Source organism: Amycolatopsis albispora, assembly GCF_003312875.1.
GTDB lineage: Bacteria > Actinomycetota > Actinomycetes > Mycobacteriales > Pseudonocardiaceae > Amycolatopsis > Amycolatopsis albispora.
Genome location: NZ_CP015163.1, coordinates 6,381,388 through 6,407,360 on the forward strand (window position 1 = coordinate 6,381,388; position 25,973 = coordinate 6,407,360).

Consider the following 25,973-nt stretch of genomic DNA (forward strand, 5'->3'; position numbering starts at 1 on the left):
TTGGTTACCGACCATGTCCGGATCGTTCGGAGTGTCAGGCGTCGGTATGGAGGGTTTGTGGTTCGCAAGTGCGTGGTCGGGCAGCTACGAGTACAGGAGCTGCTTCGACGTGACGGAAGTCGTATGTGGACGATCGTGTGGCCGGAGGGGACGGTGCGTGAGGATGCTGATCAGTTCCTGCGTGTGCATGACGGATCTGGAACCCAGCGCACCTACGCCTACTACCTCGTGGACCACTTGCGGTGGCTCGAACGTGAGGGTCTCACCGTGGATCGCGTAGTACTTCGAGATCTGGAGCGCTACATGGGAATCCTTGGCGCCGACGTGCGCATGCCTCTGGGTGAACCGTGGCGGGTCGGGAAGCGACCGTACGGCAAGGACGCGCTGTCCACGACCGCTGCGTGTCTGAAGGGTTTCTATCGACACCAGGGAATGCTGGGAGTCAACCCCGAGCTCGGGTCGCGCCTGAACCAGTCCCGGTTGCCGTCACGAGAGGACCGACGCCGGGCCTTCCTCGGGCACGTGGCGCGCAGCGCGCCGGCGAACCCGCTGGCTCCCCGGCGCGGACGCCGTCGCCATCCAAAGATGCTCCCAGAAGGCGCGACCCCACAATTGCTGGATGTGCTGCAGTCGGCCCGCGACGAACTTGTCGTCACCTGGCTGACCGATGGCGGGTTCCGCATCGGGGAGCTATGCGGCCTGCATCTGGTGGACCTTCACCTGCGCGACAACGCGGCTTGCGGCCAGTGCCGATCCCCGCACGTGCACGTCTGCCACCGGCCCGGCAATCCGAACCGCGCGGCAGCCAAGACGAAGCACGAGTGGTCGATCGAGCGTGGGACCGTACGCGGCGGGCTGATCAAGCGCGTCAGTCCGGCGATGATTCACAGCTACTTCCGTTACATGACCGAGGAATACCCTAGTCAGCTGACTGACCACGGCATGCTTCTGGTGCAACTGCATGGACCGCACCATGGCCAGCCGTGGGCGCCAGTCGCAGCGCGGGGAATGTTGCGGCGTGCATCGATCCGGGCGGGGCTCGGGAAGATCAAGCCGCACGAGTTCCGGCACAGGTTCGCGACCGCCGTTCTGGATGCTTCAGGCGGCAATCTGGTTGTCGCGCGCGACGCCGGTGGCTGGGCGTCCACCGTGGTTGTCGATGAGATCTACGCCCATGTGGATATCCACGATCCCGTTTTCGACGCTGCGCTACGGCAGGTCTGGAGCGTGCAGGCATGAAGCACCTCCCACTGCTCACAGCGCACCAGACTCCGCCCAGCCGAGCGGAAACCGATCGGCTGGACCTGCTGACAGCACTGATCAACGGACCCAGTTTCACCCCGCTGTTCCGCACCGAGTTGATCGACGTCCCGCGCGGCCACCCTGTCTACGCATGGGAGTGCGTCGTTCCCGGCTGCGAACACTTCCGCGGCAACAGCGGTGACCTCTGTTCCACGCACCAACGACAGTGGAAACAGGCCCGCGATACGGGCACCGGCAAAGCTGCCTTCCTGCTCAACGCGGACCAACTGGCGCCGGCGGATGCCGCAGGCCAGCGGGTCTGCCGGATCTGCCTGGTCCGGCCCGCCACCGACATCGCTCGTCGGTTGTGCAATCGCCACAAGCACAGTTGGTTCTACCGCATCAAAACGCACGGCGCGGCGACAGACTACGACGACTGGCTTTCAGAGCAACATTCGCATCCGGGATTCGGACGATGCTGCGTTGTGGTGTGCAGCGACCTCGCGCAGTCCTCGTTGGGTTTGTGTGCTGGACACGAGTCTCGCTACCGGTCTGCGGGTCGTCCCGGCGGCGCTCATTTGCTGGGGCGAACGGGAAACCAGTTCACCGAAGTCGACGACAACCGGGTGGTCGTGTACGCCGACGAGCTGACATTCCGGCGGTGGTGCGCGGAGGTTGATCCGATCCCGCGAGCCAATCAGTTCAACCTGCGAGGGTTGCGGCCTCTTTTGCGTGCTGAGTTCCAGTGGGGATTGTTCGCCCATACCCAGGGCCAGCATTCCCAGTGGGGTCCGGGCTGGCTGCAGACCTTGGTGAACTTCTGCCGACGCCGCGACCTGAACTCGTTGACGGAGCTGGACTTGGGCTCATGCACCCACTTCAGTCGGCTCATCGCGCGGGAGATCCTCAACGGGCTGCGGCTGGTCTACTTCGGACCCGAGGACACTCGCGACGCGGGTTTCATCGAGACCGACCACTTCGGCGTCCGCTTCCCGAACTGCGGTAGCTACATCGACCTCACCGTGGTGTCGCAACGCTGGCTGCGGAACATGCTATGGGATCACCTCGCGGCAGCGATGCGGTCTCCGCACTGCCCTCGCTCCTCCGGGGTGTTCGCCAACCTCCGCCGCGCCAGCGCCGAACTGAGCGCCTTCCTCCAAGCCGAGGCTCCCGGCCACGGCGACGACCCCACCCGACTCGGCGAGGAGCACATGCTGCGCTTCGTCACCGACCAACGTCACCGGGCTACCCACGGCTTGCCGTCGTTGAGCATGAAGAAGGCCGACGGCACGGCATTCGCGACCACCCAAGCTTCCCGACGACTGATCTTCAACCACGTTCGGCGACTGCTGCGCACCGCGATGGACTCCGGCGAGACAGACCGGATCGGCTTGGACCGCGGTTTCGTTATCGCGGCACCGTCCGGCGGGAAGGCCGTGCACCGGACCCGGACCCCGTTCTCTGACGAGGTCGCCCATGCACTCGCCGACGAAGCCAACCTGCAGCAACTCGCCCACTCCTATGACCCGCAGGACCAAGGCCTCCGCGATATTTGGGAGACCATCATCGTCACCGGCCGGCGCGCGAACGAGGCCATTGGGCTGCGGTGGGATTGTCTCGGCCGCCACGGCGATCTGCCCATGCTCTGGCACGATCAGACCAAGGTCGGCAACTACGACCAGGCGATCCGGATCCCCGAAGGCCTCTACCAACGACTCCGGCAGCGGCAGCGCAAGACACTCGACCGATTCGTTGCCCGACACGGCCGACCGCCCACGGATGCTGAACGCCGAGCCTTGGCTCTGTTCCCAACGCGAAGCCGAAACCTCGCCGGTCAGAAATCCCTGTCCTACAGCTGGTTCAGCACGGGCTTCAAGCAGTGGATCGCTGAGCTGAACCTCGGAACGTGCGTTCCGCACCAGGCCCGGCACACGCTGGCCACGACGCTGCTGCGCCACGGTGCCAGCCTGACCCACATCCGCCGCTACCTCGGCCAAGTCTCCGATCGCATGGCAGAGCACTACACCCACGTCGCCGTGTCCGAGATCGAGGACGTCCTCCAGCACGTGTGGGTCGCAGGCCCCGCAGCACCTCACCCCGGCGAATTGCTTTCCGGTGACACCAAGACAATGAGCCGCGAGCAAGCGCACGCCCTCGCGATCGACTTATCGCGCCGCAGCACCCCGGCCGAAGGCGGATTCTGCACCTTCCAACCTGTCGTCAACGGCGACGCCTGTCCCTGGAAGCTGGACTGCCACAACTGCGACAAGTTCGTCCTCTCCGGCGCCGACCTCCTCTACTGGCGCCGCAAACGCGAGCAATGGCGTTCCATCGCCGAACGCGCACCGGATGACGCCACCGCCGACTACCTCCACCAGGTCTTCGAACCCACCGGCCGCGCGATCGACGGGCTGGAGAAAGCATTGGCGGGTATGGGCCTGCTCGACGAAGCGCTCGCTCTCGACCTGCGCCGTCCCCAGGACTACTTCCACCGCATCTGGAGCCTGTCCTTCCGCGCGACCGAACTCGCAGACGCCTCCTTCCCCATCAACAACGGCGATTCTTCGGAGCCTCAACCGTGAACAGCCCTCACCGCTCGTCTCGCACGGCCGCGGCAACGGCGGCCCGACAAGAACGGACTGCTGCGGCAATCGAGCGCGTCCACGACGCCGTCGCGCGCATGCTCCGAGAAAAGACACCGATCACCGCCGCTGGCGTCGCACGACGAGCCGGCGTCTCCCGAACCTTCCTCTACGAGAACCCCGACGCGCGAACTGCGGTCAGTACGACCAGAACGGCCGCAGCAACCGACCGCGCAGCCACGGATCCTTTGCACGAAGCCGAAATCGAGGACTCGTGGCGAGAACGAGCGCTCAACGCAGAGGCCATGCTGAAGACGGCACACGAGGAGATTGTCAAGCAGCGCAAGCACATTGGCGACTTGATGGGCCAGATTCGCGACATGGAGACCGAATGCGTCGAAGATTCGATCCTCCGTATCACGACCGAGAACACCACGCTCAAACAACAGGTTCGGCAGCTCACCGACGACAACCAGAAACTTGATGACCGGCTGAAGGCTGCACGCTCGAACGTCCGATTCCAGGACCGGCGAATCGCCGAACTCGAAGTACAGCTACTCGATTCCAGCGATCGGAGTTGACATGCACGCCGTCCACACAGGTCCGACACAGTTCGTCGGCCGACCGGCTCAACCGTCAGAAGCCGTCAGCGCCTCAACCACGGGATCATCGGCGCGCCAAGTCACCCACGCGTCTTCAGCCAGCTGTCGCTGATCGGCGCGAACTCGTTGATATCGAACGTGGTGCTTCACCAGCAGGCTGTCGATAGCTTTCCAGATCCGTCGGAGGTGAAGGCCCAAGTCGATCGACAGCTCAGCTGCCGAGACAGGCCACGACTGACGCATCGGGTCCAGCTTTTCCAGAAGCCTCGCACCCTTGGGCGCGGGATGACCGCCGGTATCGCAGTGGCCCCAGTACTCCTCGTTCGAGAACTTACCTGTGAGTGTCCGCATCTGCTTCGGGCTGAACGAGCTTCGGATCTCGGCCGGAGTGCTCTCGCCCCACCGTCGCGCGTGGTCGAGATCCTCGTCGAACAGCACAAGCAGATACTCGCACTCGATGAGCTGGCGGATCACCGCGCCGACAGCGTAGTAGCGACGCTTCGCCACCATCGCCACGGCCGCGTCAGCCAGTTCGGTACTCATGCTTGCAACCGTTGTTACCGCGCGAAACGCCATGACACTGGCAAGGTCCGGCTTCTCGCCACGATCAGGATGCTCGGCCTTGCCGCCCCCGAGCCACGAATCAATCGCGAGCCAGTCCTCAATGTTGACCAACACACCCAAGATCGTCGAGAGGAACTGGATTCGCGCATCACCGTGACTCTCGTCGAGCAACGCCCGCCGAAACTCATCGTGGGCTTCGTCATCCAGCTCGTCACTCGTCGTCATGGCAGCAACATAGTCACCCCGACACGTCGGCACACACATCCGTCGCAGCATCGTGGCGAACATGTAAGCTTCGGATCAGCGCAGGTCACCGGCGTCAAACGGGCTGTCGTGGTTGGTAAAACCAAGGAGATCCACCGCTTCCGGCGACTCGTCGAGCCGGACCCGCCCGAGAACTTCTTATGGGTCTACTCCTACGGCGGCACGCAAGACGGCCGGATCGACGCCGCGACGGACCGGGTGGCCGATGTGTTCGCGGACGAGCAGGCCATCGCCGAAGCCGGATGGTCCTCGCAAGAAGCGTCCGACCTGCTGGCGGTGCTAGGTCCTCGCTTGGTGGGCGTGCCATCAAACCGCATTCCCCATTTCCTGCGGCGCTTGCAGGGTCGTCGGTTCTCGCAGTGGCAGGCCGAAGTCGACGCCGAGCGCGAGGCCCGCCGGGGCACCGGCCGCGTCCGTTCGATCACCAGCGCGCCGTCATTGCGCCGCCGCGACGGCCGCCGGACCGACACGCACGCCGCCTAGCTCGCGGCTCGCTGTCCCGCCTTCAGTTCCTCATATCGGGAGGTTATTACTTGTGTTTCCGCTCAGTTCGCCCGTGGACAGCCCGCTCGGCGGGCTGCTCACCGATCCCTGGGGCACGATCCGTGCGCTGCTCACTACGGCCTGGTCTTGGATGCAGGCCTGGGGTCCGATCGCCGCACTCGCACTGCTGATCACCATTACGGCGCTGTGGGCGCTGCGACGCTGGTGGTCCAACCGTTGCCAGGACGCCCTGCACGACAACGCTCGCATCGTGACGATCCTGGCCCCGCCCACGGTCGACCCGGAGGGCGCGCCAGCAGTATGGTCGAACCTCGTCGGACTTCTGCGTCCCATGTGGACTCGGCTCGCGCAGGGGCAGCCCCATCTGGCATGGGAGTACGTGTTCGGCCACGACGGCGTACAGATCCGGCTGTGGGTGCCGGGCACAGTACCGCCGGGCATGGTCGAGCGTGCCGTCGAAGCGGCCTGGCCCGGATCGCACACCACCACCGAGCCGGCAGCGGCTCCGCTGCCCACCAGGGCCGACGGTGGCCGGCGCCGACTGGTCACCGGGGGTGTACTGCGGCTGGCTCGCTCGGAAGCCCTGCCGATCCGCAGCGATTTCGACGTGGACCCTATCCGGGCGCTGCTCGGTGCTCCGGTCGGTCTGGGCGTGTATGACGGGGCGTGTGTGCAGGTGCTCGCGCGACCAGTGACTGGTCGGCGGGTCAAGCAGGCGCGCCGCGCGGCACCTGCACGCCGGGCGCTCCACCCGGCCGGTGGGCCGACTCCTGGACGCGATCACGCCGGGTCCCACGCCGACGGCGGTGAGCCGCGCCGGTGAGCCGAAGCTCGACCCGCAAACGTCGTTGGAGTACCAGGCGCAGAACCGCGCCATCGTCGGCAAGCAGCGCGGCTCGCAGTGGGAGACCGTGATTCGGTACGCAGTTGCCACGACCGTGCCCGCCGAGACGCCGCCCGAACAGATCACACGGGTGCGCGACCAGTTGCGGGGCCGGGCACATGCGATCGCGAGTGCGTTTTCCGGCTACACCGAGCACAACCACTACCAGCGCCGCCGGCTGCGCAACCCGCTGACGGCCATGGCGCGGCGGCGGTTGCGGCGCGGCGACCTGCTGTCGGTGCCGGAGCTGGCCGCGCTGGCGCACCTGCCCACCGACGAGGCTCTGCCCGGCCTCGCGCGAGCGAGAGCAAAGGCCGTGCCACCCCGCCGAATACGCCCACCGAGGGTGAGCTGATCCGGCCCATCGGGGTTTCCGATACCGGGCACACCCGCCCGGTCGGGCTCCAGGTCTCCGACGCCCGGCACCACGTGCACGTGCTCGGCGCCACCGGCAGCGGGAAATCCACCATGCTGACGCGGATGATCCTGGCCGATGCCGAGCACGGCCGGGGTGGGGTGGTCATCGACCCCAAGGGCGACCTGATCACCGATGTGCTGCAGCGCCTGCCGGAGCGCGCCGCCGAGAAGGTGGTGCTCTTCGACGCCGACTCGCCCGGACCGACACCCTGCCTGAATCCCTTGGAGGGGTCGAAGGAAGCGGCGGTCGATAACCTCGTGTCCGTGTTCTCCCGGGTGTTCTCCTCAGCGTGGGGCCGCGCACCGAGGACATCCTGCGCGCCGGCTGTTTGGCGTTGCGGGCGGGACCCCAGGTCGCGGGGATCAAGGCCGTCCTCGTGCGCCAGCAGGTGAGCGCCAGCGGTGTCTAGGACGTAGAACATCGGTGCCCGGCCGCGCCCGATGTAGGGCTGGAACCGGTCGAGCACCCGCCACTGGTGCAGTTTGTGCAGCCGCTGGTTGGCTGCGCGCCGGCTCGGGAAGGCGATTTGGGTGATCTGGGTGGAGGTCAGCGTGCGGTGTTCGGCGAGCATCCGCGCCAGCCACCGATCCCGCGCGGTGAGGTGCGCGGCAACGGTGGCCAGGTGATCGGCCGTGGCCGCGACCCGCGCGCTCGTACGGGCGGGCACCCGGGCACGCAAGTCCCTCTGGGCAGACGTGGGGTCGAACACGCAATCTCCTTTGCGGACCGTGTGCAGGAAAACGAGAGCAGCGGGGCGGGCTGTACCCATCTGGTCGGTGCGGCCCGCTCCGCTGGGGTAGCGGGAATCAGGTGGCGCGGCGGGGATCGGTCCCGGTGTCGTCCGGCCCGGACGCGTCGCGGCCCTCGGCCGAGGCGGACAACGGCCGGGTATGGCGCGCAGCGGTCTTGCGCACGAGCCGGGCTCGACCGCGGATCGCAGGGGGCAACGGTTCGGTGGTCACGGTGAACGGCTGGGTTTCCTCGCCGCCCACCACGAGGCGGACTGCCGCATGGAACACACCGAGGTGCGCCAGATCGTGTTCGCCGATTCGGGGCGCGGTGTGCCGCGCCAGCTCGCGGGCATCCTCGGGCGAGGCATTGAAGAGGATCTTGCTGCGCGCGTTGGTGGAGATCCCTTCCTTCAAGTCTTTCCCGAGCTGCCCGAGGTGCTGGTGCGCCAGCGTCATCGACAGCCGGCAGCCCCGCGCCTCGGCCAACATGTCTTCCATGGCGTAGGGCAGATTGAGGAAGTTGTGCGCCTCATCCACATACAACGAGGCGTCCCTGCGCTGCCGCTGCGCCAACGCGGCCCGCGCGGTGGTGGCCTGCCACACGCGCGCCACGATCAGCGAGCCCAACAGCCGAGTGGTGTCTTCACCCAAGCTGCCCTTGGGGATGCGCACGAGGCACAACCCACCATCCAGCGCTGCAGACAGATCCACTGTGGATGGACCGACGGCGATGGCTTTGACCACGAACGGGCGTGTCGGTCTAAACTGCGGGAGATGGTTGACACCTGGGCTTGTTGATCATAGGGATCCGGGTGAGTGAGCCCGTGTTGGACCGCGAGGTGCGTCGGCGCCTCGCGGTCCTTCGTCATGCGGAGGAAGTGTCCGGCAACGTCGCGATGACGTGCCGCTACTACGGCATCAGCCTGCCGACGTACTACAAGTGGCTGCGCCGGTACGAGGCCGACGGCGTCGACGGGCTACGAGATCGGTCGAAGCGGCCGCGGACCAGCCCGAACGCCACCCGCGCCGACGTGGTGGACAAGATCATCCACCTGCGGCGCAACTACCACTTCGGGCCGGAGAAGATCGCGATGTACCTGCAGCGTTACCACGACGTCACCATCAGCCGCTCGACCGTGTGGCGAATCCTGTGCCACTTGGGCATGGGCCGGCTGCCCACATCGCAGCGATATCAGCGCCACGATCGCCGATGGAAGCGCTACGAGAAGCAACGCCCGGGACATCAGGTGCAGATCGACGTCAAGTTCGTCGAACCCCTGCCCAAGGTCAGCAAGACCGGCGTCTCGCTCAAGCCGGTCGGGCGGCGCGGCAAGTTCTACTAGTTCACCGCGATCGACGACTGCACCCGGCTGCGGATCCTGAAGATCTACCCCACGCTCAACCAGAAGACCGCGATCCAGTTCCTGGACTACGTGCTGTCCCAGCTGCCGTTCGCTGTAGAGAAGATCCAGACGGACAACGGCACCGAGTTCGGCACCGAGTTCGGCACCCAGTTCCACTGGCACGTGCTCGACAAGGGCATCGGGCACGTCTACATCAAGCCCCGCACGCCACGACTGAACGGCAAAGTGGAGCGGTCTCACCGGATCGACGCCGACGAGTTCTACCGCCTGCTCGACGGCATCGTCATCGACGACGTCAACGTCTTCAACGCCCGCCTCAAAGAATGGCAGGACTACTACAACTACGACCGCCCCCACGGCAGCCTCAACGGACAGACACCCTATGGAAGACTCCGACAGAAGACCCAAGCCGAAGCGCCCGGGCGAAGCCGGTCTACCGCAGTCGCACAGGCATAGCGCTTGACAGTGTTCAGAGACAGATTCAGCCGCCGGGTGCACTCCAACAGTCCGTGACCTTGCTTGAGTAGGTCATGCACCTGATGCCAGCGCTCGATGTTGGTGCGAGCCAGCGGCCCGTCCTGGACGCCGGTTGCCCCGGCCCAGCAGGCAGAGTGGGCCGCCACCTCTTTGGCCGCTGCTTCAGCCAGGCCGTGCCACAGATGCCACCGGTCCGCGACCTGCTGCACGGCCGGGTCGGCATCGCGGACGGCTTGGGCGTAGGTGTTCGACCCGTCGCGGCACACGATCTCGACGCCGGGATGGCCACGTAGCCAGTCGGCGACCACGCTCGCGCCACGGCCGGGCAGCACGTCGATGCGGACGCCGCTGTCGGCGTCGATCAACACCGTGGCGTACTGGCGGCCGCGACGCAGAGCGAAGTCATCGATCCCCAGCACCCGCGGCACCGTCCGCTCGGGCAAGGCGATACCCAACAACGCACGCACCGCAGTGTCCTTGCCCGCAGCGATTCCCATCACGGGTAGCAACCGAGCCGACGCGCGGCCCGCAAGCTCTCTGACGACGCCGCGTAGTTGCTCGATCAATCGCACCGTGCGCCGCTGATAGCGCTCCAGCACACCGGGGACCTGACTTGGGCCACGAATCGGGTCTGATCTGGGGACTGTCCGGGTAACGGTGGATCTGGTCTTGGTCTGACCGAGAGGACATGACCAATGACCATGACTGATCCGAGCGATCGTGAGGTTGGCTCGGAAGAGATGCTCGATCCTGTGAGCGGAGAGAGCATCGATCAGCGGCAGTTGGCTGAGCAGCTGTTGGCGCAGGCCAAGGAACAGGGCGTCGATCTGGTCTGCCCGGACGGGCTGTTGAACCGGCTGACGAAGAACGTGCTGGAGACGGCGTTAGAGGCCGAGATGGATGACCATCTCGGCTATGAACGCCATGACCCGATGGGTCGCAACAGCGGGAACTCCCGCAACGGGACCAGGTCGAAGACGGTGCTGACCGAGATCGGCCCGGTCGAGATCGACGTGCCCCGCGACACTGACGCGTCTTTCGACCCGAAGATCGTGCGTAAGCGGCAGCGGCGGTTGGACGGTATCGACGAGATCGTGCTGTCGTTGACCGCCCGCGGGCTCACCACCGGCGAGGTCGCCGCGCACTTCGACGAGGTCTATGGGGCCAAGGTCTCCAAGGAGACGATCTCCAAGATCACCGACAAGGTCGTCGACCAGATGGCCGAGTGGTCGTCACGGCCGCTCGATTCGATCTATCCGGTGATCTTCGTCGACGCCCTGGTGATCAAGGTTCGTGGCGGCCAGGTCGTGAACAAGCCGTTCTATGTCGTCGTCGGGGTGACCACCAGCGGTGAACGAGACATCCTCGGTATCTGGGCCGGCGACGATGGTGGTGAAGGGGCACGGTTCTGGCTGCAGGTCTTCTCCGAGCTCAAGAACCGCGGCGTGACCGATGTGCTGATCGCGGTCTGCGACGGGCTCAAGGGCCTACCCGAAGCGATCACCACGACCTGGGAACACACCATCGTGCAGCAATGCGTGATCCACCTGATCCGTAACTCGTTCCGCTATGCCGGACGCCAACACCGGGATGCGATCGTGCGAGGTCTGAAGCCGATCTACACGGCGCCATCGGAGCAGGCGGCCACCGACCGGTTCGACGAGTTCGCGAAGCAGTGGCAGGACAAGTACCCGGCGATCGTGGCGTTGTGGCGCAACGCCTGGGCCGAGTTCGTGCCGTTCCTCGAATACGACGTCGAGATTCGCAAGGTCATCTGCACCACGAACGCGATCGAGTCGATCAACGCCCGCTACCGGCGGGCAATCAAGGCCCGCGGTCATTTCCCCTCCGACGCCGCGGCGCTGAAGTGCCTGGAAAGCGCCGTTAAACGCGTTCGCGATCACCTTCCCCGGACGCCTCGACCCGACCACCAACGAGAACCAAGATCAGATCCACCGTTCATCTGACAGACCCGACAACGCACCACCGGGCCCGAGTAACCGAGCTGGGTGGCGATGGCGGGGCGATGGCGTTCGTCGGCCAGCCGACGTTCCCCTCACGGGAGCTGCGGAACAGGTCAATCCGGTAGCGGCAGAAGGCCAGGTGATCAAGGCCGGAGGAACGGTGTCGGCCGCTGTCCCGGTATTCATGTCCCTGGCCCGCTCCGCTTTCTCGATTCGGCGCGTGGAAGGGGGAGGAGGTGGTTGAGGAAGTCGATCAGGTGGTTGGTGAAGATGTCGTTGTCGTCGCCGGCGACCATGTGTGCGGTGTTGGTGACGGTGGCGGTGTGGGCGGTGGGGATGTGGTGGAGAAGGTGGTCGACGGAGTCGTGGTTGACGATGTCGGATAGTTCGCCGCGGATGAGCAGGGTGGGGATGGTGATCTGTTGGGCGGCGGTGTCCATGCGGGTGGTGAGGTCGGTGAGGGCGGAGGTGTCGCTGATGAACTGGAGCAGTTGCGGGTCCCAGTGCCAGCGCCAGCGGCCGTCGCGGTGTTGGCGGAGGTTCTTGCGGAGTCCGTGGGTGGTGGCGGGGCGGGTTCGGTGGGGGTTGTAGGCGGCGATCGCGGCGGCGGCCTCGTCCAGGGTGGCGAAGCCGTCGCGGTGGCGGGTCATAAAATCGAGGATGCGGGCGGCGCCGGCGGGATTGATCTGGGGCGCGATGTCGACGAGTACGAGGGCGCGGGCGATGGTGTGGTCGGCGTGGGCGAGCAGTGCGGTGATACCGCCCATGGAGGCGCCGATGAGCACGGGGGTGTCGTTGAGGGTGCCGGCGATGTGGACGAGGTCGTCCACGAGGTGATCGACGGTGTAGTCGTGGGGGTGTGCCCAGTCGCTGTCACCGTGTCCGCGGGCGTCGAGGGTGAGCGCGGTCCAGCCGTGCCCGGCGAGCCGGGCGGCGGTGTGGTGCCAGGAGTGGCGGGTTTGCCCGACGCCGTGGAGCAGGACGGCGGTGCCGCGCGATGGGGTGGCTGGTGGTGCGGTCCAGTGGTCACCAGCCAGGGTGAGGCCCGCGCGGCGGTAGGTGAGGGGTGTGGGAGTGGTCACGGCGTCTCCGGGGCGTCAAGAGCTGAGTTCGCGGGCGAGGAGGTCGAGCAGATCGGCGCCTTGCTGTTCGAGTTCGGGGAGATGTTCCGCGGTGTCGGCGAGCGCGGTGACGCGGGTGGTGGTGGAGATGTCGGCGGTGGCGATGCGGGCGAGGCCGTGCCAGAGCTGGGTGAGCTGGGCGTAGAGGTCGGCGGCTTGTCCTGCTATGGGCAGGCCGGCGCGCTGGTTGAGGTAGTGCAGGTAGTCGGCTTGCAGCCGGCGGAACAGGCTGCCGCCGGTGCCGGCCTTGTCGATGAACGCGGCCAGCGCGGTGAGCACGGTATCCAGTTGCGTGGGGGTGAACACGTCGGGCCAGCGCCGCAGGTCGTCGACGAAGACGCTGATGCCGTCCAGGCCGGCGCCATGCACGAGGTCGGCCACCCCGTCGAGTTGACCGGCAGGCAGCAGTGACTGGGCATTTCGCAGAGCTCGAGCGGCAGCGTGGCAGGCGTCGGCGGCGGTGTCGGCCAGGGGCGGCAGCTGGGTGGGGTAGCGCAGCCGGTAGGTGGTGTGCCGGGTGGGTACGGGGAATCCGGTGGAGCTGCGGGCGCGGGCCAGCGCGTCGTAGGGGACGGGTTGGGGGTCGGCGCGGTCGTTGTCGACGACGGTAGCGGTACGGGTGTGGTCGTCGTAGCCGGTGATCACGATGTCGTGGCGGCTCATGCTCAGCCGCACCCGCAGATACGGGAGATGGGCGATGTCGGCCCAGCACAGCACCGGATACCCGTGGTCGAGTTCCTCGCGGACCCAGGCCCAGCCTTCGTCGGGATCATCGGTGGCATGCTGGGTGGCGGTGATCCCGAGACGGCGGGTGAACCCACCGGTGAGGTCGGGGCCCCGACCCACGAGGTAGATCGGCGGGCTCATGGCGGGATGGCGCAGGTAGCTGAACCCGAGTTCGCCGCCGAGCCCGAACACGGTGCCTTCATCCAGTGGCGTCTCGTCGTAGGACAGCCGGGCCCACTGCATCAGGTCGCGCAGCGCTCCTGACCCGCAATGCCCGGCCAGCTGGTGCGGGTAGTCGCTGATAACGCGTCGTCCGGTCACGAAGTACTCCTGTCCTGTTCGGCGACAAATGCAGAGTCGGTAGCGTCACTGCCGCAGGTTTCCGCAGGCTGCGACGGCCCGTCCACGCGGTGGCGTCCGGGAGCCCACGCCGTGAGCGCCACGGCCGTGACCGCGGTGAGCACGGCAAGGGCGCTGAGGGTGTCGTGGAACCCGTCGACGAAGGCGCGCCGCGCCGCGGCGGCAAGATCAGGTCCGGCGGGCGTGTCGCCGGCCAGCCGCAGCGCGGCGGCCAGCGAATCACTGGCCTGGGCGCGAGTTGCGGCGGGGAGGTGGGTGATCTGCGGGGCGAGATGGGTGCGGTAGCTGCTGGCGAGCAGGCTGCCGGCCAGCGCGATCCCCACCGCGGCACCGAGTTCCCGGGTGACGTCGTTGACCGCGGAGGCCACGCCCTGTTTGGCGCGGGGAACCCCGCGCACGATGGCGGCGGTGGCCGGTGTCGCGCAGATGCCCAGACCGAGCCCGAACACACCGAGGAACACCACCAGCCGCGGATAGTCCTCGTCCACCCCCAGCCCGCCGATCCCGACCAGCGCACCAGCCACCAGCGCCAGGCCGGCGCCGGTCATCACCCGCAACCCCACCCGCTCGCTCACCCACGGTGCGAGCACCGCGGCCACGACCAGCGGAACGGCCACCGGCGCCAACGCCAGCCCCGCCCGCAGCGGCGAGTAGCCCCACACCAGCTGCAGATGCTGCATCAGCAGGAAGAACACCCCGAACGCGGCCAGGAACTGCACCACCAGCGACACCGCGCCAGCACCGAACCCGCGGTCGCCGAACAACCCGACCTGCAGCAACGGTGCCGCCCGTCGTCGTTCGACGAGCACGAACCCGGCCCCCGCCAGCACCCCACCACCGAGCGAGGCGACCACCAGCGCACTGTCCCAGCCGTGATCGGGAGCCTCGATCACCCCGAACACCACCAACCCCACCGCCGCCGCCGACAGCACCGCCCCCGGCACATCCAGCCCGGGCGCCGCGGGCTCACGCGACGACGGCACGAACCAGCCACCCACCACCAGCAGCAGCGCCAACACCGCTGTGGCCACGAACACCGCCTGCCACGACCAGACCGCCAACAACGCGCCGGCCCCGAGAATGCCCAGCACCGCACCCGCCCCGGCAAAACCCGCCCACACTCCCACCGCACGCGCGGCCTGCCGGGCAGGGAACTCCGCGGTCAGCAGGGACAACGTCGCCGGCATCACCAGCGCCGCCCCCAACCCCGCGACCGCCCGGCACACAATCACCCCTGTCGGCGTGTCCATCACCAGCGGCAGCGCCGAACCCACCGCGAACACGACCAGTCCAGCCAATAGCACACCGCGCCGCCCGAGACGGTCCCCCACCGCGCCCGCCGGCAACAGAACGCCCGCCAACACCAACGTGTAGGCATCCACAATCCACGTCGCCTGCGTCTGACTCGCCCCGATATCCGCAGCCAGCTCCGGCAACGCCGTGGTCAGCGACGCCACCCCGGCCATCACCAACGCCACGGCCAGACACGACACCGCCAGCGTCCAGCCACGGCGCGCCCCGCCCGCTTCCCCGGCCGACTCCGCCACACGCATCACCCGCAAGACTCGAACATTTGTGAACCGACAGTATCGGACCTAGACTGACGGTTTCACAAGTCCGGCTGTCGTTAGGCTTGCTCGCGCCCGCGCCGCCCTCCGGATACGCAGGAGATCGATGTCCACCGCCGCCCCCACACCCAGCACCCCGGACGAAGACCCGCGGCTGGCACGCTCCCGCGCACGGCTGCTCGACGCCGCCACCCACCTACTGGCCGAAGGCGGCATCGACGCGGTCACCATCGACGCGGTCACCCGCACCGCCGGCATCGCCCGCGCCACCCTCTACCGCCACTTCGGCACCGGCACCGAACTGCTCGCCGCCGCCTTCGAACGCCTGCTGCCCCCCGTCGCACCCGCACCCGCCCACGGCCCCCTACGCGAACGGCTGCTCACGCTGCTGACCAACCAAGCCCACCTCATTGACCACGCCCCCCTGCAACTGACCGTGCTGTCCTGGCTCGGCATGAGCATCGCACCAACACCCTCGACCCCCACCCAGAGCGACCGGCCACACCTGCACACCCTGCGCCGCCGCATCATCGAGCAATACCGCCAACCCTTCGACGCCGTCCTCACCAGCGACGCCGCCCACAACACACTCCGCCCCGGCACCGACACCACCACCGCCCTCGCCCAACTCATCGGCCCCCTCATCTTCAACCGCCTCGTCACCGGCACCCCCAACGACGAACAGTTCTGCGCACACCTTGTCGACAACTTCCTCACCAGCCACACGCCGCCAACCCACACGGGCGACCGCTGACGACCCGCCACCACTGAGCACAGGCTCAGCTGAGGCGCACCCCCGCCCTCGCTCTGACACCGACAACGGTTGGAGTGCCCCCACAGCCTCAGCACGCCCTCCCCCGTGCCGTGGATCGCACCGGCCTGAGCGCGCGGCCGGCGAGCCGGGCACGCTTCGATCAAGGCTCTGGTGTGGCCCGCGCGCTTGAGCACACCGTCCGGGTGGCCCCACAGCGGGAAGACAAGGACAGGCCGTGGCCGCAATCCGGTGTGGGGCCGCCCGCCCCGCTAGTTGACGACGCACGCTGTCCGACCTACCCGGTGTGGGTCGGATCCCGTGGTGCCAGTCGCCGGGTCTGCGCGGGCGCAATCGGCTACCTGCCGCGCCACACCGGCTTGCGCTTCTCGCGGAAGGCGCGCGGTCCCTCTTGCGCGTCCTCACTCAGGTAGACGGGCTCCCATATCCGGTCAGCCTCGTCCAGCGCGTCGTGCCACCCGCGGTCGGCGGCCGCGTACACCATCGCCTTCGCGGCGAGCACGGACAGCGGCGCGTTCGCCGCGATGCGTTTCGCCAGGCGCTGCGTCGCCTTCCGGAGCTCCCCGGCCGGGACCACCTCGTTGACCAGACCGATCTGGTGGGCCCGCGCGGCATCGATGGGCTCCCCGGTCAGCAGGATCTGCAGTGCCACGCGCGGCGGAATGAGCCACGGCAGCGGCGCGGCCCACGGAGCACCCCGGCCCACCTTGACCTCCGTGACCGCGAACCGGGCGTGCTCGGCGGCCACGACCAGGTCGCACATCTGGGCAAGCAGGAAACCACCGGCGTAGGCCACCCCGTTGACCGCCGCGATGGTGGGCTTGTCGACCTTGACGTTGCGGCCGAGGTGCGGAACGAAGTCCGCTGGCGGCACAGTCAACTCCGTGTCGGCCATCTCCTTGAGGTCTCCCCCGGCGCAGAAAGCAGCGTCACCGGCGCCGGTGAGCACCAGCACCTTCGCGTCGCGATCGGCGTTGAAGGCGTCGAACGCCTCGAACAGCGCGGACCGAACCTTCGAATTGAGCGCGTTGCGCGCCTCCGGCCGGTTGATCGTCACCCAGGCCACCTCGTCGACGAGCTCATAGGCGAGCGCCCGCGTTGTCATCTCCGTTCACCCTCCTAGTTCGGGAAACCGACGGTCACGGTCCGGACGCGCTCAGGCGTGGGCATCGCTGGTCCGACCTGTCCGCTCACTCAGCCACTGGTGGAAGCGGGCGTAGTGACGTTCCGGATCGCGCTCGACGAAACGACCCCGCGCGGTCGCGAGGACCATGTTCGGCCCAGGCAGGAGCAGCTCCGCGGCAATGGTCCACCATCCGCGCTCGTCTCGGTTCTCCGACCACGCTCGGATGTCGAGGTCGTGCTCGATGGGGACCGGGCGGCGAAACGACACCTGCATGTCCGCCGTGACCGCGAGCACGGAGGCGGACCACGGCACCACACCGCACACCTCGTCGAAGGCCGCCATGACCGACCCGCCATGCGCGACGCCACCGGCACCCTCATGCTCGGCGCCCAGCCGAAACCGCCCGACCACGCTACCGTCGTCCCGCGTTTCGACCGCCTCGATTCCCAGTCGGCAGCGCCCCGCCTGCCGACAACCAGCGCACAGTGACGCCGAACCGCCGCCCACCGCGGGAAAGCCACTCAGCGGCCCCGTGGGAATGCCCGATCCCGAACGCTGCCCATCTTCCCTTTCACCGGTCATTCGCTCGTTCCCCTGCACGCCCGTTTCGACTCCGAACAAGCAAGACGTTATCAGCCATTTACAACCCGCCGGCTCGGCATCGCCAACATCACACGCCGTTGGCTCGCCAACCTCGTTGCGCCGGCGGGAGTCGCCCTTCTGCCACGCGCCGCGGCGCGCCGCGATGATGTGCGCCATACCTCTAGGTTAATGTCAACTCACTAGTACCCGCCGGTAGGTCATCCGTGGTACAGGGTCTGGTGCTCGGCCCGGATCTTGTACTTGAGCACCTTGCCGCCGACGGTTTCGGGCAACGCGTCGGTGACCACGATTCGTTTGGGTGTTTCGAACCCGGCCAGACGGGAGCGGCAGAACTCGGTGACCTCCTCCTCGGTGACCGTCTGGCCGTCGGTGGGCACCACGAACGCGGTCACCGCCTCACCCCACCGCTCGTGGGGCAGGCCGACTACTGCGGCCTTGGCCACCGCGGGGTGTTGGTGCAGTACCGACTCGACGCGCAGGCTGGAGACGTTCTCCCCGCCGGTCTTGACGATGTCCTTGTACCGGTCGAGCATGACGCGCAGGCCGTCGGCGTCGTCGCGGCAACTGTCCCCGGAGTGGAACCAGCCGTCCTGGAACGCTTCCTTGGTCGCCGCCTCGTTGCGGTAGTAGCCGGCGGTCACTACGGGCGAGCGGTAGACCACCTCGCCGGGCGTACCTGGCTTGTCCGTCAAGTCGTGGCCCTGTTCGTCTACGATCTTCGCGGCCAGCAGCGGGCTGGGGAGTCCGACGTAGTTCTGTTCGGGCGCGGTCCGCAGGAAGGTGTCCCGCCACTGGTCCACCCAGAAGCGGTGACACGCGATCGCCTCCGTCTGCCCCAGGATCTCCATGGGCTGCAGTTCCTCGCCGCACAGCCGCTTGAGCTGGGCCACAGTGCCCGGCGGCAGCGCGGCCCAGCCGTAGACCAGCACGCGCAGCGATCGAGCGTCGTAGCGGACCGGGTCGGTCGACAGCGCGTCGACCAGTGCGTTGACCATCGCGGGCGAGCCAGCCCACAGAGCTGTGACGGACTCGCGGGTGATCGCTTCGGCGATCTGCTGGGCGTCGGGACGCCGGCCGAGCACCATTGTCCCACCGGTCAGGAACGTCGAGAGCATCAGTTGGTCGCCGATGTGGTAGACGATGGGCAGGAACGTGCCCAGTACCAGGTCGGACTCGAATCGCAGGCCGCGGCTGAACGGTAACGCGAAGCTGTACGCGGCGAGGTAGCTGTAGTGGTGTGACAGCATCACGCCCTTGGGCATGGACGTGGTGCCCGAGGTGGACAGGATCTGCCAGATGTCGTCACCGTGGATCGCGACGTCGGGCTCGTCGGCCGGCGCGCCGTCGAGGAAGGAGGTCCAGCTCAGCACACCCTCGGGCACGTTCCCGCCGATCGGGAGAACGATCGGGGTCAGCCCGGCGGCGGTGACGGGGCCCTCGGCGACCGGCCAGAACTCGGCATCGACGAAGGCGAACCGGGCCTCGACGTGCTCGATGAGGTAACTGACGACGTCTGGTGCGAGCGACGGGTTGACCGGCGCGCACACCAGGCCCGCCTTGGCGATGCCCAGCTTGGTGACCAGCGCCTCGACCGAGTTCTCGCAGAACAGCGACACCCGCTCGCCCGCGTGCAGGCCCTGCGCGGCGAGCGCGTTCGCCACCCGGTTGGCCAGCTCGTCGACATCGCGGTAGGTCAGCCTGCGGTGCTCGGGATAGGCGTAGGCTCCGTCGCGGCCCACCACCGCCGCCTTGTCGGGGCGGCTCCAGATCAGCCGCTCGCACAGATCGCCGACGCTGACCCGGTTCCAGCGTTGGGTTTCGTGGCGGCCGCGAAGACTGGTCACGTCGATGGGACCTGACAACATGGTCATCCTCCTGTCAGCACGGCGGTGCGTCCTCCTCGAGTACGGTGATGGGGATCGGCACGTGGCGGGAGCGCAGGTACTCGCCGAGCCCCTTCGCCTGTGGGTCGGGCCGTACCGAGGCGGCCACGCCCTCGCCGAGCAGGCCGACCAGCACGAAGTTCAGCGCCCGCAGGTTCGGCAGCTCGTGGCGGTGGATGGTCAGCGGCGAAGCCTCGGGGATCAGGGTCCGCAGCCGGTCGACGGTGAGGTAGTCGCGTAGCCAGGCGTACGCGGTGTCGGTGCGGACCCATACGCCGACGTTGGCGTTGCCGCCCTTGTCACCCGACCGCGCCGCGCAGACCCGCCCCAGTGGGACTATCCGGGTGGGTGCCTGCACTGTCACCGTGGATGGATCGGGCGGGGGGACGCGCTGGCCGGTGGCTGGGGCGTGCTCGCCGCGGACGATCGTTCGGGTCGTGCCGTCGGGGAGCACAACCCGTTGTTCGATCAGGTCGGCGGGGATGAGGGTGGGCCAGTACACGCCGTAGGCGCTCTCGGCGGTGGGCGGGGTCGTGGTATGCAGCCCGGCGGGCCCGGCGAGGATGACCTCCATGGCCGCGCCGGAGAAGGCCCGCCCGACCTTGCGCGCGTCCGGGTCTTTGACGGTGATCCGCAGGTGGGCGGTGGCTTCCTCGTTGGTCGGGGCATCGTCGGTGTCGAACCGCATCAGGCGCACGTCGGTTTCGGCGAAGGTGTCCTTGCCGCCGAGGATGTCGAACAGCAGTCCTTCGGTCCAGGCGGCCTTGTCCTCGATGTCGAGGCCGGTCAGGACGAACGTCATGGTGTTGCGGTAGCCGCCGACGTAGTTCATGGCGACCTTCGCCCTGTCCGGCGGCGCGCTGCCTCGCACGTCCGACACGCTGATGCGGTCGGGCCGCTGTTGGGTCAGGGTGATGGTGTCGAAGTGCGCTACCACGTCGGGGTTGGGGTAGGCGGGTTCGGCGATCTCGTATAGCAGCTGGGCGGTGACCGTGCCCACCGACACCATGCCTCCGGTATTCGGATGCTTGGTGATGACGCTGGACCCGTCGGCGGCGATTTCGGCGATGGGGAAGCCGGGATAGCGGCGGTCGGTCACCTCGTGCGGCCAGGAGTAGTTGCCGCCGGTCGCCTGGGGGCCGCACTCGATGATGTGCCCGGCGACGACCGCGCCAGCCAGGACATCGTAGTCGGTCCGGGCCCAGCCGTGCCACCACGCGGCCGGGCCGGTGACCAGGGAGGCGTCGGTGACCCGGGGGCACACGACGATGTCGGCGCCAGCGGCCAGGGCTTCGGTGATACCCCAGCCGCCCAGGTAGGCGTTGGCCGTGACGGGTTTGACGCCGGCGTCGGCGAGGGGCTTGCCGGTGTCCAGGTGCGCCAGCGAGTGCCCCTGGTCGAGGAGGTCGTCGATCCTGTTCGTGAGGTCGTCGCCCTCGATATAGGCGATCCGCGGTGACAGTCCGAGGCGCTCGGCCAGCTCGGTGAGCCGCTCGGCGAGGCCGGCCGGGTTCAATCCGCCCGCGTTGGTCACTACCCGGATCCCGCGGTCGAGGCAGGTGCCCAGCACCTGCTCCATCTGCGTGACAAACGTCTGGGCATACCCGGCGCCGGGATCCTTCTGCTTGGCTTTCCACAGGATCAACATGGTGAGCTCGGCCAGGTAGTCGCCGGTGAGCACGTCGACCGGGCCGCCGTCGACCATCTCCCTGGCCGCGGCGACGCGGTCGCCGTAGAAGCCGGAACAGTTGCCGATCCGCACGGCACGGGAATTCATCGGACCGTCTTCTCCTTCCTGGCGAACTCACCTGGCGCACGCCCCGGCCCCGGTGGGCCGGCGAAGGCCTGGGCGATGGACATCCACTCGGCCGCCACCGGCCCGCTGATCTTCAGCGCGGTGTCGGCGACGTGCCGCCGCTGGGTCACGACGAGGCAGAAGTCCAACGCGGGCCCGGACACGATGTCCCGCGCTCGCGGCGGCCCCCACGTCCAGGTCGCACCATCGGGACTCGACAGGTCGACGCGGACCGGGTCGGCGGGAACCGGCTTCCCGTGCCGCCCGAACGCGAACCCAAAGGTGCGCACCCCCAGATGTGCGATGTGCCGCAACCGCGCGGTCGGAGTGCGCTCGACACCGAGGGCGTCGGCGATGTCCTGGCCGTGCGCCCACGTCTCCATCAGCCGGGCTGTGATCGAGGACGCGAGGCTCATCTCCGGCCCATACCACGGCACCCGGAGCTTCGGGTCCAGTCCGGACGCCGTGTCGACCAGGCGCCGGCGCGCGTCGCGGAACCAGGTCGACAGCTCCGCCGGCGGCAGCCCCCGATGCCGCTGGGCTACCTCGTCGGCGAACGCCGGGTTTCGCGACACCTGCTTGGCCTCCACCGCGCGGAAGCGGTCGGGATCGACTGCGGCCCGAGTGGCCGCCTCGTCGAAGTAGGCCAGATGGCTGACCTGGTCGCGGATCGCCCACCCCGGCGCGGGGGTCGGCGCGTCCCAGGTGGCGTGGCTCAGCCCGGTCAGCATGTCCTCGACCACTCGGGTTTCGGCCTGGAGGTCGGCGAGCAACTCGGCGAAGGCGACCATCAATCCATCCGTTCCTCGACGACCGCGAGCACCGAGCCCGTATCGACGGCCTGTCCCATCGCGACGTTCACCGAGGCGACCGTGCCGTCATGGGGGGCCGCCACCGTGTGCTCCATCTTCATGGCCTCCAGCACGAGGATCGGGGTACCGGCCGTGACCTCCTGCCCGAGCTCGACCGCCACGCGCACGACCGTCCCCGGCATCGGCGCGAGCAGCGACCCCGGTTCCCGGACCGCGGTGGGGTCGGGAAACCGGGCCTTCTCGGTGAGCCGGGTGCTTTCCAGCGCGCTGTCGACGTAGGCTTCGTCGCCGTAGCGGCTCACCGACATCGCGCACCGAGTACCGCCGACGGCGATGTCCACTCGGTCCGGCGCCAGCGTGAAGGCGTGGACGGCGCCCAGCGCCTGCCCGGCCACGCTCCCGGTCACCTCACCGTCCCGGATCCGGTACGTCACGTCGATGTCCTCGCCGTCGGCGACGAAGGCCACCCGCTGCGGGCCGTTGTCCACGTTGCGCCAGCCGGATGGGACGGTGGCCAGCGCCCGTGCCCTCGCCCTGCGTTCGGCCTGTCCGGCCAGCGCCGCCGCGAGCGCATGCGTCGACACTGCCTGCGGGTCACGCCAGCAGCGTTCCACCTCGACCGGGTCGTGCCTGCTCAGGTAGCCAGTGTCGATCGCGCCCGAGCGGAACTCGTCCTCGCGCAGGATGCCGATGAGCAAGTCCCGGTTGGTGACGACACCGTGCAATCTGCTGTCCGCGAGGGTCCGGGCCAGTGTCCGGATCGCTTCGTCTCGGGTGCGGCCGTGCGCGATCACTTTCGCCAGCATGGGGTCGTAGTGCGGGCTCACCACGGAACCGTCCGCCACGCCCGCGTCGACCCGGACACCGGGCAGGCGGGGAATGTCGAAGCGGTGCAGCGTGCCGGTGGCGGGTAGGAAACCGGCGGCGGTGTCCTCGGCGTACAGCCGGGCCTCCACGGCGTGTCCGGAGATGGTCGCCTCCAGCGCCTCCTGCGGCAACGGCGCGCCCTCAGCGACAAGGAGCTGCAGCCGCACCAGGTCCAGTCCGGTCACCAGCTCGGTCACCGGATGCTCCACCTGCAGCCGGGTGTTGACCTCGAGGAAGTAGAACTGGCCGCTGGAATCGAGGACGAACTCGACGGTGCCGGCGCCGACGTAGCCGATCGCCTTGCCGGCGGCGACGGCGGCCTGGCCCAGTTCGGCGCGCAGCCGATCGTCGACCGCGGGGGACGGCGCCTCTTCGAGGATCTTCTGGTAGCGCCGCTGGATGGAGCATTCGCGCTCGAACAGGTCCACCACGGTGCCGTGCCGGTCGCCGAAGATCTGCACCTCGATGTGGCGGGGAGAGTCGACGTAGCGTTCGAGGAACACGGTCGCGTTGCCGAACGCCGAGGCGGCCTCGCGCCTGGCGGAGGTGACCGCGTCGGCCAGCCCGGCTTTGGCCTCGACCACCCGCATGCCGCGGCCGCCACCGCCGTAGGCGGCCTTGACCAGGACGGGGTAGCCGATCTCGGCGGCCACCTGAGCCTCGAGCGAGCGCGGGTCGACCTCCTCGTCGTCGATCACGATTCCGGGCAGCACCGGCACACCCGCGTGGGCCATGAGTTCCTTGGCCGCGGTCTTCGAGCCCATCGCCTCGATCGCGGCCGGCGGCGGCCCGACGAACACCAGTCCCGCGTCCTCGCACGCTCTGGCGAACCCCGCGTTCTCCGACAGGAAGCCATAGCCGGGATGAACGGCGTCCGCCCCGGTCCGCCGGGCCGCGTCCAGCAGCAGGTCGGCACGCAGATACGTGTCGGCCGGCGCCACGCCCGGCAGATGCACGGACTGATCGGCCTCCGCGACGAAGGGGGCGTGCGCGTCCGCGTCGGAGAACACCGCCACCGTGCCGATGTCGAGCTCACGGGCCGTGCGCATCACCCGGGAGGCGATCTCACCCCGGTTGGCCACCAGCAGCTTGTTGATCCTGGACACCGTCGACTCCATCACATCCGGAACACGCCGAAACCGCGCCGTCCCGCCACCTCCTGGGAATGCGCCGCGGACAACGCGATACCCAGCACCGTGCGGGTCTGCCGCGGGTCGATCACCCCGTCGTCGTAGAGCCGGGCGGACATGAAGAAGGCATGCGACTCGCGCTCGATCTGCGCCTCGATGGCGCGCCGCTGCTTCTCGTCGGCCTCGACGTCGAACGGCTTGCCCGCGGCTTCGGCGGCCTGACGGCCCACGATCGAGAGCACGCCCGCCAGTTGCTGCGGCCCCATCACCGCGCACTTGGCGTTGACCCAGCTGAAGACGAAGCGGGGATCGTAGGCACGGCCCGACATGCCGTAGTTGCCCGCTCCGAACGACGCCCCGATGTTAATCGTGATGTGCGGGACCGTGCTGTTGGTCACCGCGTTGATCATCTTGGCGCCGTCCTTGATGATCCCCCCCTGCTCGTACCGGGTGCCGACCATGTAGCCAGTGGTGTTCTGCAGGAAGATCAACGGAGTGCTGGACTGGTTCGCCAGCAGGATGAACTCGCTGGCCTTCTCGGACTCCTCGGAGAACAGCACGCCGCGCGCGTTGGCCAGGACCCCGACCGGATAACCGTGGATCGAGGCCCACCCGGTGACCAGGCTGGTGCCATAGCGCGCCTTGTACTCCCCGAACCGGGAACCATCCACAACCCTGGCCAGGACCTCCCGAGGGTCGAACGGCACCCGGAAGTCGGCCGAGGCGACACCAAGCAGCTCCTCCGGGTCGTAGCGCGGCTCATCAGGCAGCTCCGTCGGCGGCGGCCCCAACTTGCGCCAGTTGGTCTCGGCCACTATCTGCCTGCCGATCCGGATACAGTCCAGCTCGTCCACGGCGAAATGATCCGCCAGCCCGGACACCCGCGCGTGCATGTCCGCCCCACCGAGCTCCTCGTCGTCGGCCTCCTCCCCGGTGGCCATCTTCACCAGCGGCGGCCCACCGAGAAACACCTTCGCCTGGCGATCGACCAGCACAGCATAGTCACACATGCCCGGCACGTACGCCCCACCGGCGGTGGAGTTGCCGAACACCAGCGCGACGGTCGGCACCCCCATCGCGGACAGCTCGGTGAGGTCGTGGAAGATCTTGCCTGCGGGGACGAACAGCTCGGCCTGCGTCGGCAGGTCGGCACCCCCGGACTCGACCAGATTGATCACCGGCAACCGGTTGCGGCGCGCGATCTCCAGCGCTCGGAGCGTCTTGCGCAGCGAGTACGGGTTCATCGCCCCGCCGCGCACCGTCGGGTCGTGGGCGATGATCATACATTCGACGTCCGAGACGACGCCGACGCCGGTGACCACGCTGGCGCCCACCAGGAAGTCGGTGCCCCACGCGGCCAGCGGCGACAACTCGAGAAACGGCGCGTCGCGGTCAACCAGTAGCTCGATCCGCTCCCGCACCGGCAACCGTCCCCGCTTGCGATGCCGCTCGAGGTACTTCGGGCCGCCTCCCGCACGAACGATCTCCAGCTGCTCGTCGAGTTCGGCCAGCGCGGCGAGATTGGCCTTCCGGTTGAGCAGGTAGGTCTCGCTGGCCGTGTCGAGCGTTGATTTCAGCACCGGCATGCTTCTTCCCGCTTTCGATCGCGTCCGCG

18 protein-coding genes and 5 pseudogenes are annotated in these 25,973 nt (G+C 68.1%); 9 read left to right on the forward strand and 14 right to left on the reverse strand.

Annotated elements, in window-relative coordinates; genetic code table 11:
* The first annotated feature begins 123 nt into the window (after positions 1–123).
* From A4R43_RS30240 to A4R43_RS30250, 3 genes are read left to right on the forward strand one after another with little or no spacing between them, the layout of a single operon-like run.
* Positions 124–1,239, forward strand: coding sequence for a tyrosine-type recombinase/integrase (locus tag A4R43_RS30240; RefSeq protein WP_236808367.1), 1,116 nt, complete (start codon positions 124–126; stop codon positions 1,237–1,239).
* The gene (locus A4R43_RS30245) at positions 1,236–3,824 is read left to right on the forward strand and encodes a tyrosine-type recombinase/integrase (protein WP_113692912.1); all 2,589 of its coding nucleotides are present in this window, start codon (positions 1,236–1,238) and stop codon (positions 3,822–3,824) included. Before A4R43_RS30240 ends, A4R43_RS30245 begins: the two co-directional genes overlap by 4 nt.
* On the forward strand, positions 3,821–4,405 hold the full coding sequence (locus A4R43_RS30250; RefSeq protein WP_113692913.1) for a DUF6262 family protein: 585 nt from the start codon (positions 3,821–3,823) through the stop codon (positions 4,403–4,405). Before A4R43_RS30245 ends, A4R43_RS30250 begins: the two co-directional genes overlap by 4 nt.
* 48 nt (positions 4,406–4,453) lie before the next feature.
* Here the strand turns inward: A4R43_RS30250 and A4R43_RS30255 are convergent, their stop codons facing one another.
* Positions 4,454–5,215 (reverse strand): hypothetical protein, encoded by a 762-nt coding sequence (locus A4R43_RS30255; RefSeq protein ID WP_113695283.1) that lies wholly within the window; start codon positions 5,213–5,215, stop codon positions 4,454–4,456.
* Positions 5,216–5,335: 120 nt separating this feature from the next.
* Between A4R43_RS30255 and A4R43_RS30260 the strand changes: the two are divergent.
* Positions 5,336–5,737: pseudogene (locus tag A4R43_RS30260) on the forward strand (GP88 family protein); the annotation flags it as partial.
* Between the two features lie 151 nt (positions 5,738–5,888).
* A pseudogene (locus A4R43_RS30265) lies at positions 5,889–7,408 on the forward strand (DUF8128 domain-containing protein); the annotation flags it as partial.
* A 66-nt stretch (positions 7,409–7,474) separates the two neighbouring features.
* Here A4R43_RS30265 and A4R43_RS44655 read toward each other — a convergent pair.
* Both A4R43_RS44655 and A4R43_RS30275 read right to left on the reverse strand, forming a co-directional pair.
* Positions 7,475–7,828: pseudogene (locus A4R43_RS44655) on the reverse strand (replication-relaxation family protein); the annotation flags it as partial.
* A 37-nt stretch (positions 7,829–7,865) separates the two neighbouring features.
* Positions 7,866–8,546: pseudogene (locus A4R43_RS30275) on the reverse strand (TraM recognition domain-containing protein); the annotation flags it as partial.
* Between the two features lie 56 nt (positions 8,547–8,602).
* Between A4R43_RS30275 and A4R43_RS43480 the strand changes: the two are divergent.
* Positions 8,603–9,133: a helix-turn-helix domain-containing protein gene (locus tag A4R43_RS43480; RefSeq protein ID WP_199542774.1), complete on the forward strand. Its 531-nt coding sequence runs from the start codon at positions 8,603–8,605 to the stop codon at positions 9,131–9,133.
* A gap of 246 nt (positions 9,134–9,379) precedes the next feature.
* On the forward strand, positions 9,380–9,610 hold the full coding sequence (locus tag A4R43_RS44235; protein ID WP_233520118.1) for an integrase core domain-containing protein: 231 nt from the start codon (positions 9,380–9,382) through the stop codon (positions 9,608–9,610).
* On the opposite strand, the pseudogene A4R43_RS30285 reads toward A4R43_RS44235, so the two are convergent.
* Positions 9,580–10,242: pseudogene (locus A4R43_RS30285) on the reverse strand (transposase); the annotation flags it as partial. The gene A4R43_RS44235 and the pseudogene A4R43_RS30285 sit on opposite strands and share 31 nt — an antisense overlap.
* Before the next feature lie 129 nt (positions 10,243–10,371).
* Here A4R43_RS30285 and A4R43_RS30290 point away from each other — a divergent pair.
* On the forward strand, positions 10,372–11,598 hold the full coding sequence (locus tag A4R43_RS30290) for an IS256 family transposase (RefSeq protein ID WP_377388630.1): 1,227 nt from the start codon (positions 10,372–10,374) through the stop codon (positions 11,596–11,598).
* 179 nt (positions 11,599–11,777) lie between these two features.
* Here A4R43_RS30290 and A4R43_RS30295 read toward each other — a convergent pair whose 3' ends face one another.
* From A4R43_RS30295 to A4R43_RS30305, 3 genes are read right to left on the reverse strand one after another with little or no spacing between them, the layout of a single operon-like run.
* Entirely contained in the window at positions 11,778–12,677 is a 900-nt protein-coding gene (locus tag A4R43_RS30295; RefSeq protein WP_110341406.1) for an alpha/beta fold hydrolase, read from the reverse strand.
* A gap of 15 nt (positions 12,678–12,692) precedes the next feature.
* Complete coding sequence (locus A4R43_RS30300) at positions 12,693–13,763, reverse strand: BtrH N-terminal domain-containing protein (RefSeq protein WP_110341408.1); 1,071 nt, start codon at positions 13,761–13,763, stop codon at positions 12,693–12,695.
* Positions 13,760–15,355, reverse strand: a complete 1,596-nt coding sequence (locus A4R43_RS30305) for an MFS transporter (protein ID WP_110341594.1) — start codon at positions 15,353–15,355, stop codon at positions 13,760–13,762. Before A4R43_RS30305 ends, A4R43_RS30300 begins: the two co-directional genes overlap by 4 nt.
* 121 nt (positions 15,356–15,476) lie before the next feature.
* Between A4R43_RS30305 and A4R43_RS30310 the strand changes: the two genes are divergently transcribed.
* Positions 15,477–16,124 (forward strand): TetR/AcrR family transcriptional regulator, encoded by a 648-nt coding sequence (locus A4R43_RS30310; protein ID WP_110341410.1) that lies wholly within the window; start codon positions 15,477–15,479, stop codon positions 16,122–16,124.
* A 355-nt stretch (positions 16,125–16,479) separates the two neighbouring features.
* Here A4R43_RS30310 and A4R43_RS30315 read toward each other — a convergent pair whose 3' ends face one another.
* From A4R43_RS30315 to A4R43_RS30345, 7 genes are read right to left on the reverse strand one after another with little or no spacing between them, the layout of a single operon-like run.
* The gene (locus A4R43_RS30315; RefSeq protein ID WP_110341412.1) at positions 16,480–17,247 is read right to left on the reverse strand and encodes an enoyl-CoA hydratase/isomerase family protein; all 768 of its coding nucleotides are present in this window, start codon (positions 17,245–17,247) and stop codon (positions 16,480–16,482) included.
* A 51-nt stretch (positions 17,248–17,298) separates the two neighbouring features.
* Positions 17,299–18,027 (reverse strand): PaaI family thioesterase, encoded by a 729-nt coding sequence (locus A4R43_RS30320; protein WP_110341414.1) that lies wholly within the window; start codon positions 18,025–18,027, stop codon positions 17,299–17,301.
* Between the two features lie 41 nt (positions 18,028–18,068).
* On the reverse strand, positions 18,069–19,736 hold the full coding sequence (locus A4R43_RS30325; protein ID WP_233519924.1) for an AMP-binding protein: 1,668 nt from the start codon (positions 19,734–19,736) through the stop codon (positions 18,069–18,071).
* A 13-nt stretch (positions 19,737–19,749) separates the two neighbouring features.
* On the reverse strand, positions 19,750–21,531 hold the full coding sequence (locus tag A4R43_RS30330) for an acyclic terpene utilization AtuA family protein (RefSeq protein ID WP_110341417.1): 1,782 nt from the start codon (positions 21,529–21,531) through the stop codon (positions 19,750–19,752).
* Positions 21,528–22,340, reverse strand: a complete 813-nt coding sequence (locus A4R43_RS30335; protein WP_110341419.1) for a TIGR03084 family metal-binding protein — start codon at positions 22,338–22,340, stop codon at positions 21,528–21,530. The genes A4R43_RS30330 and A4R43_RS30335 overlap by 4 nt, the downstream gene beginning before the upstream one ends.
* Positions 22,340–24,346, reverse strand: coding sequence for an ATP-binding protein (locus A4R43_RS30340; RefSeq protein WP_110341421.1), 2,007 nt, complete (start codon positions 24,344–24,346; stop codon positions 22,340–22,342). The genes A4R43_RS30335 and A4R43_RS30340 overlap by 1 nt, the downstream gene beginning before the upstream one ends.
* Positions 24,346–25,944, reverse strand: coding sequence for an acyl-CoA carboxylase subunit beta (locus tag A4R43_RS30345; RefSeq protein ID WP_009156887.1), 1,599 nt, complete (start codon positions 25,942–25,944; stop codon positions 24,346–24,348). Before A4R43_RS30345 ends, A4R43_RS30340 begins: the two co-directional genes overlap by 1 nt.
* Positions 25,945–25,973 lie beyond the last annotated feature (29 nt).

Excerpts from the sequence above, each read along its gene's own strand:
- A4R43_RS30345 (WP_009156887.1), bottom strand. The coding sequence starts at position 25,944 with ATGCCGGTGCTGAAATCAACGCTCGACACGGCCAGCGAGACCTACCTG.
- A4R43_RS30240 (WP_236808367.1), top strand. The coding sequence starts at position 124 with ATGTGGACGATCGTGTGGCCGGAGGGGACGGTGCGTGAGGATGCTGAT.
- A4R43_RS30340 (WP_110341421.1), bottom strand. The coding sequence starts at position 24,346 with ATGGAGTCGACGGTGTCCAGGATCAACAAGCTGCTGGTGGCCAACCGG.
- A4R43_RS30310 (WP_110341410.1), top strand. The coding sequence starts at position 15,477 with ATGTCCACCGCCGCCCCCACACCCAGCACCCCGGACGAAGACCCGCGG.
- A4R43_RS30255 (WP_113695283.1), bottom strand. The coding sequence starts at position 5,215 with ATGACGACGAGTGACGAGCTGGATGACGAAGCCCACGATGAGTTTCGG.
- A4R43_RS30325 (WP_233519924.1), bottom strand. The coding sequence starts at position 19,736 with ATGTTGTCAGGTCCCATCGACGTGACCAGTCTTCGCGGCCGCCACGAA.
- A4R43_RS30245 (WP_113692912.1), top strand. The coding sequence starts at position 1,236 with ATGAAGCACCTCCCACTGCTCACAGCGCACCAGACTCCGCCCAGCCGA.
- A4R43_RS30305 (WP_110341594.1), bottom strand. The coding sequence starts at position 15,355 with ATGCGTGTGGCGGAGTCGGCCGGGGAAGCGGGCGGGGCGCGCCGTGGC.
- A4R43_RS30290 (WP_377388630.1), top strand. The coding sequence starts at position 10,372 with ATGCTCGATCCTGTGAGCGGAGAGAGCATCGATCAGCGGCAGTTGGCT.
- A4R43_RS30315 (WP_110341412.1), bottom strand. The coding sequence starts at position 17,247 with ATGACAACGCGGGCGCTCGCCTATGAGCTCGTCGACGAGGTGGCCTGG.
- A4R43_RS30330 (WP_110341417.1), bottom strand. The coding sequence starts at position 21,531 with ATGAATTCCCGTGCCGTGCGGATCGGCAACTGTTCCGGCTTCTACGGC.
- A4R43_RS30335 (WP_110341419.1), bottom strand. The coding sequence starts at position 22,340 with ATGGTCGCCTTCGCCGAGTTGCTCGCCGACCTCCAGGCCGAAACCCGA.
- A4R43_RS30320 (WP_110341414.1), bottom strand. The coding sequence starts at position 18,027 with ATGGCGCACATCATCGCGGCGCGCCGCGGCGCGTGGCAGAAGGGCGAC.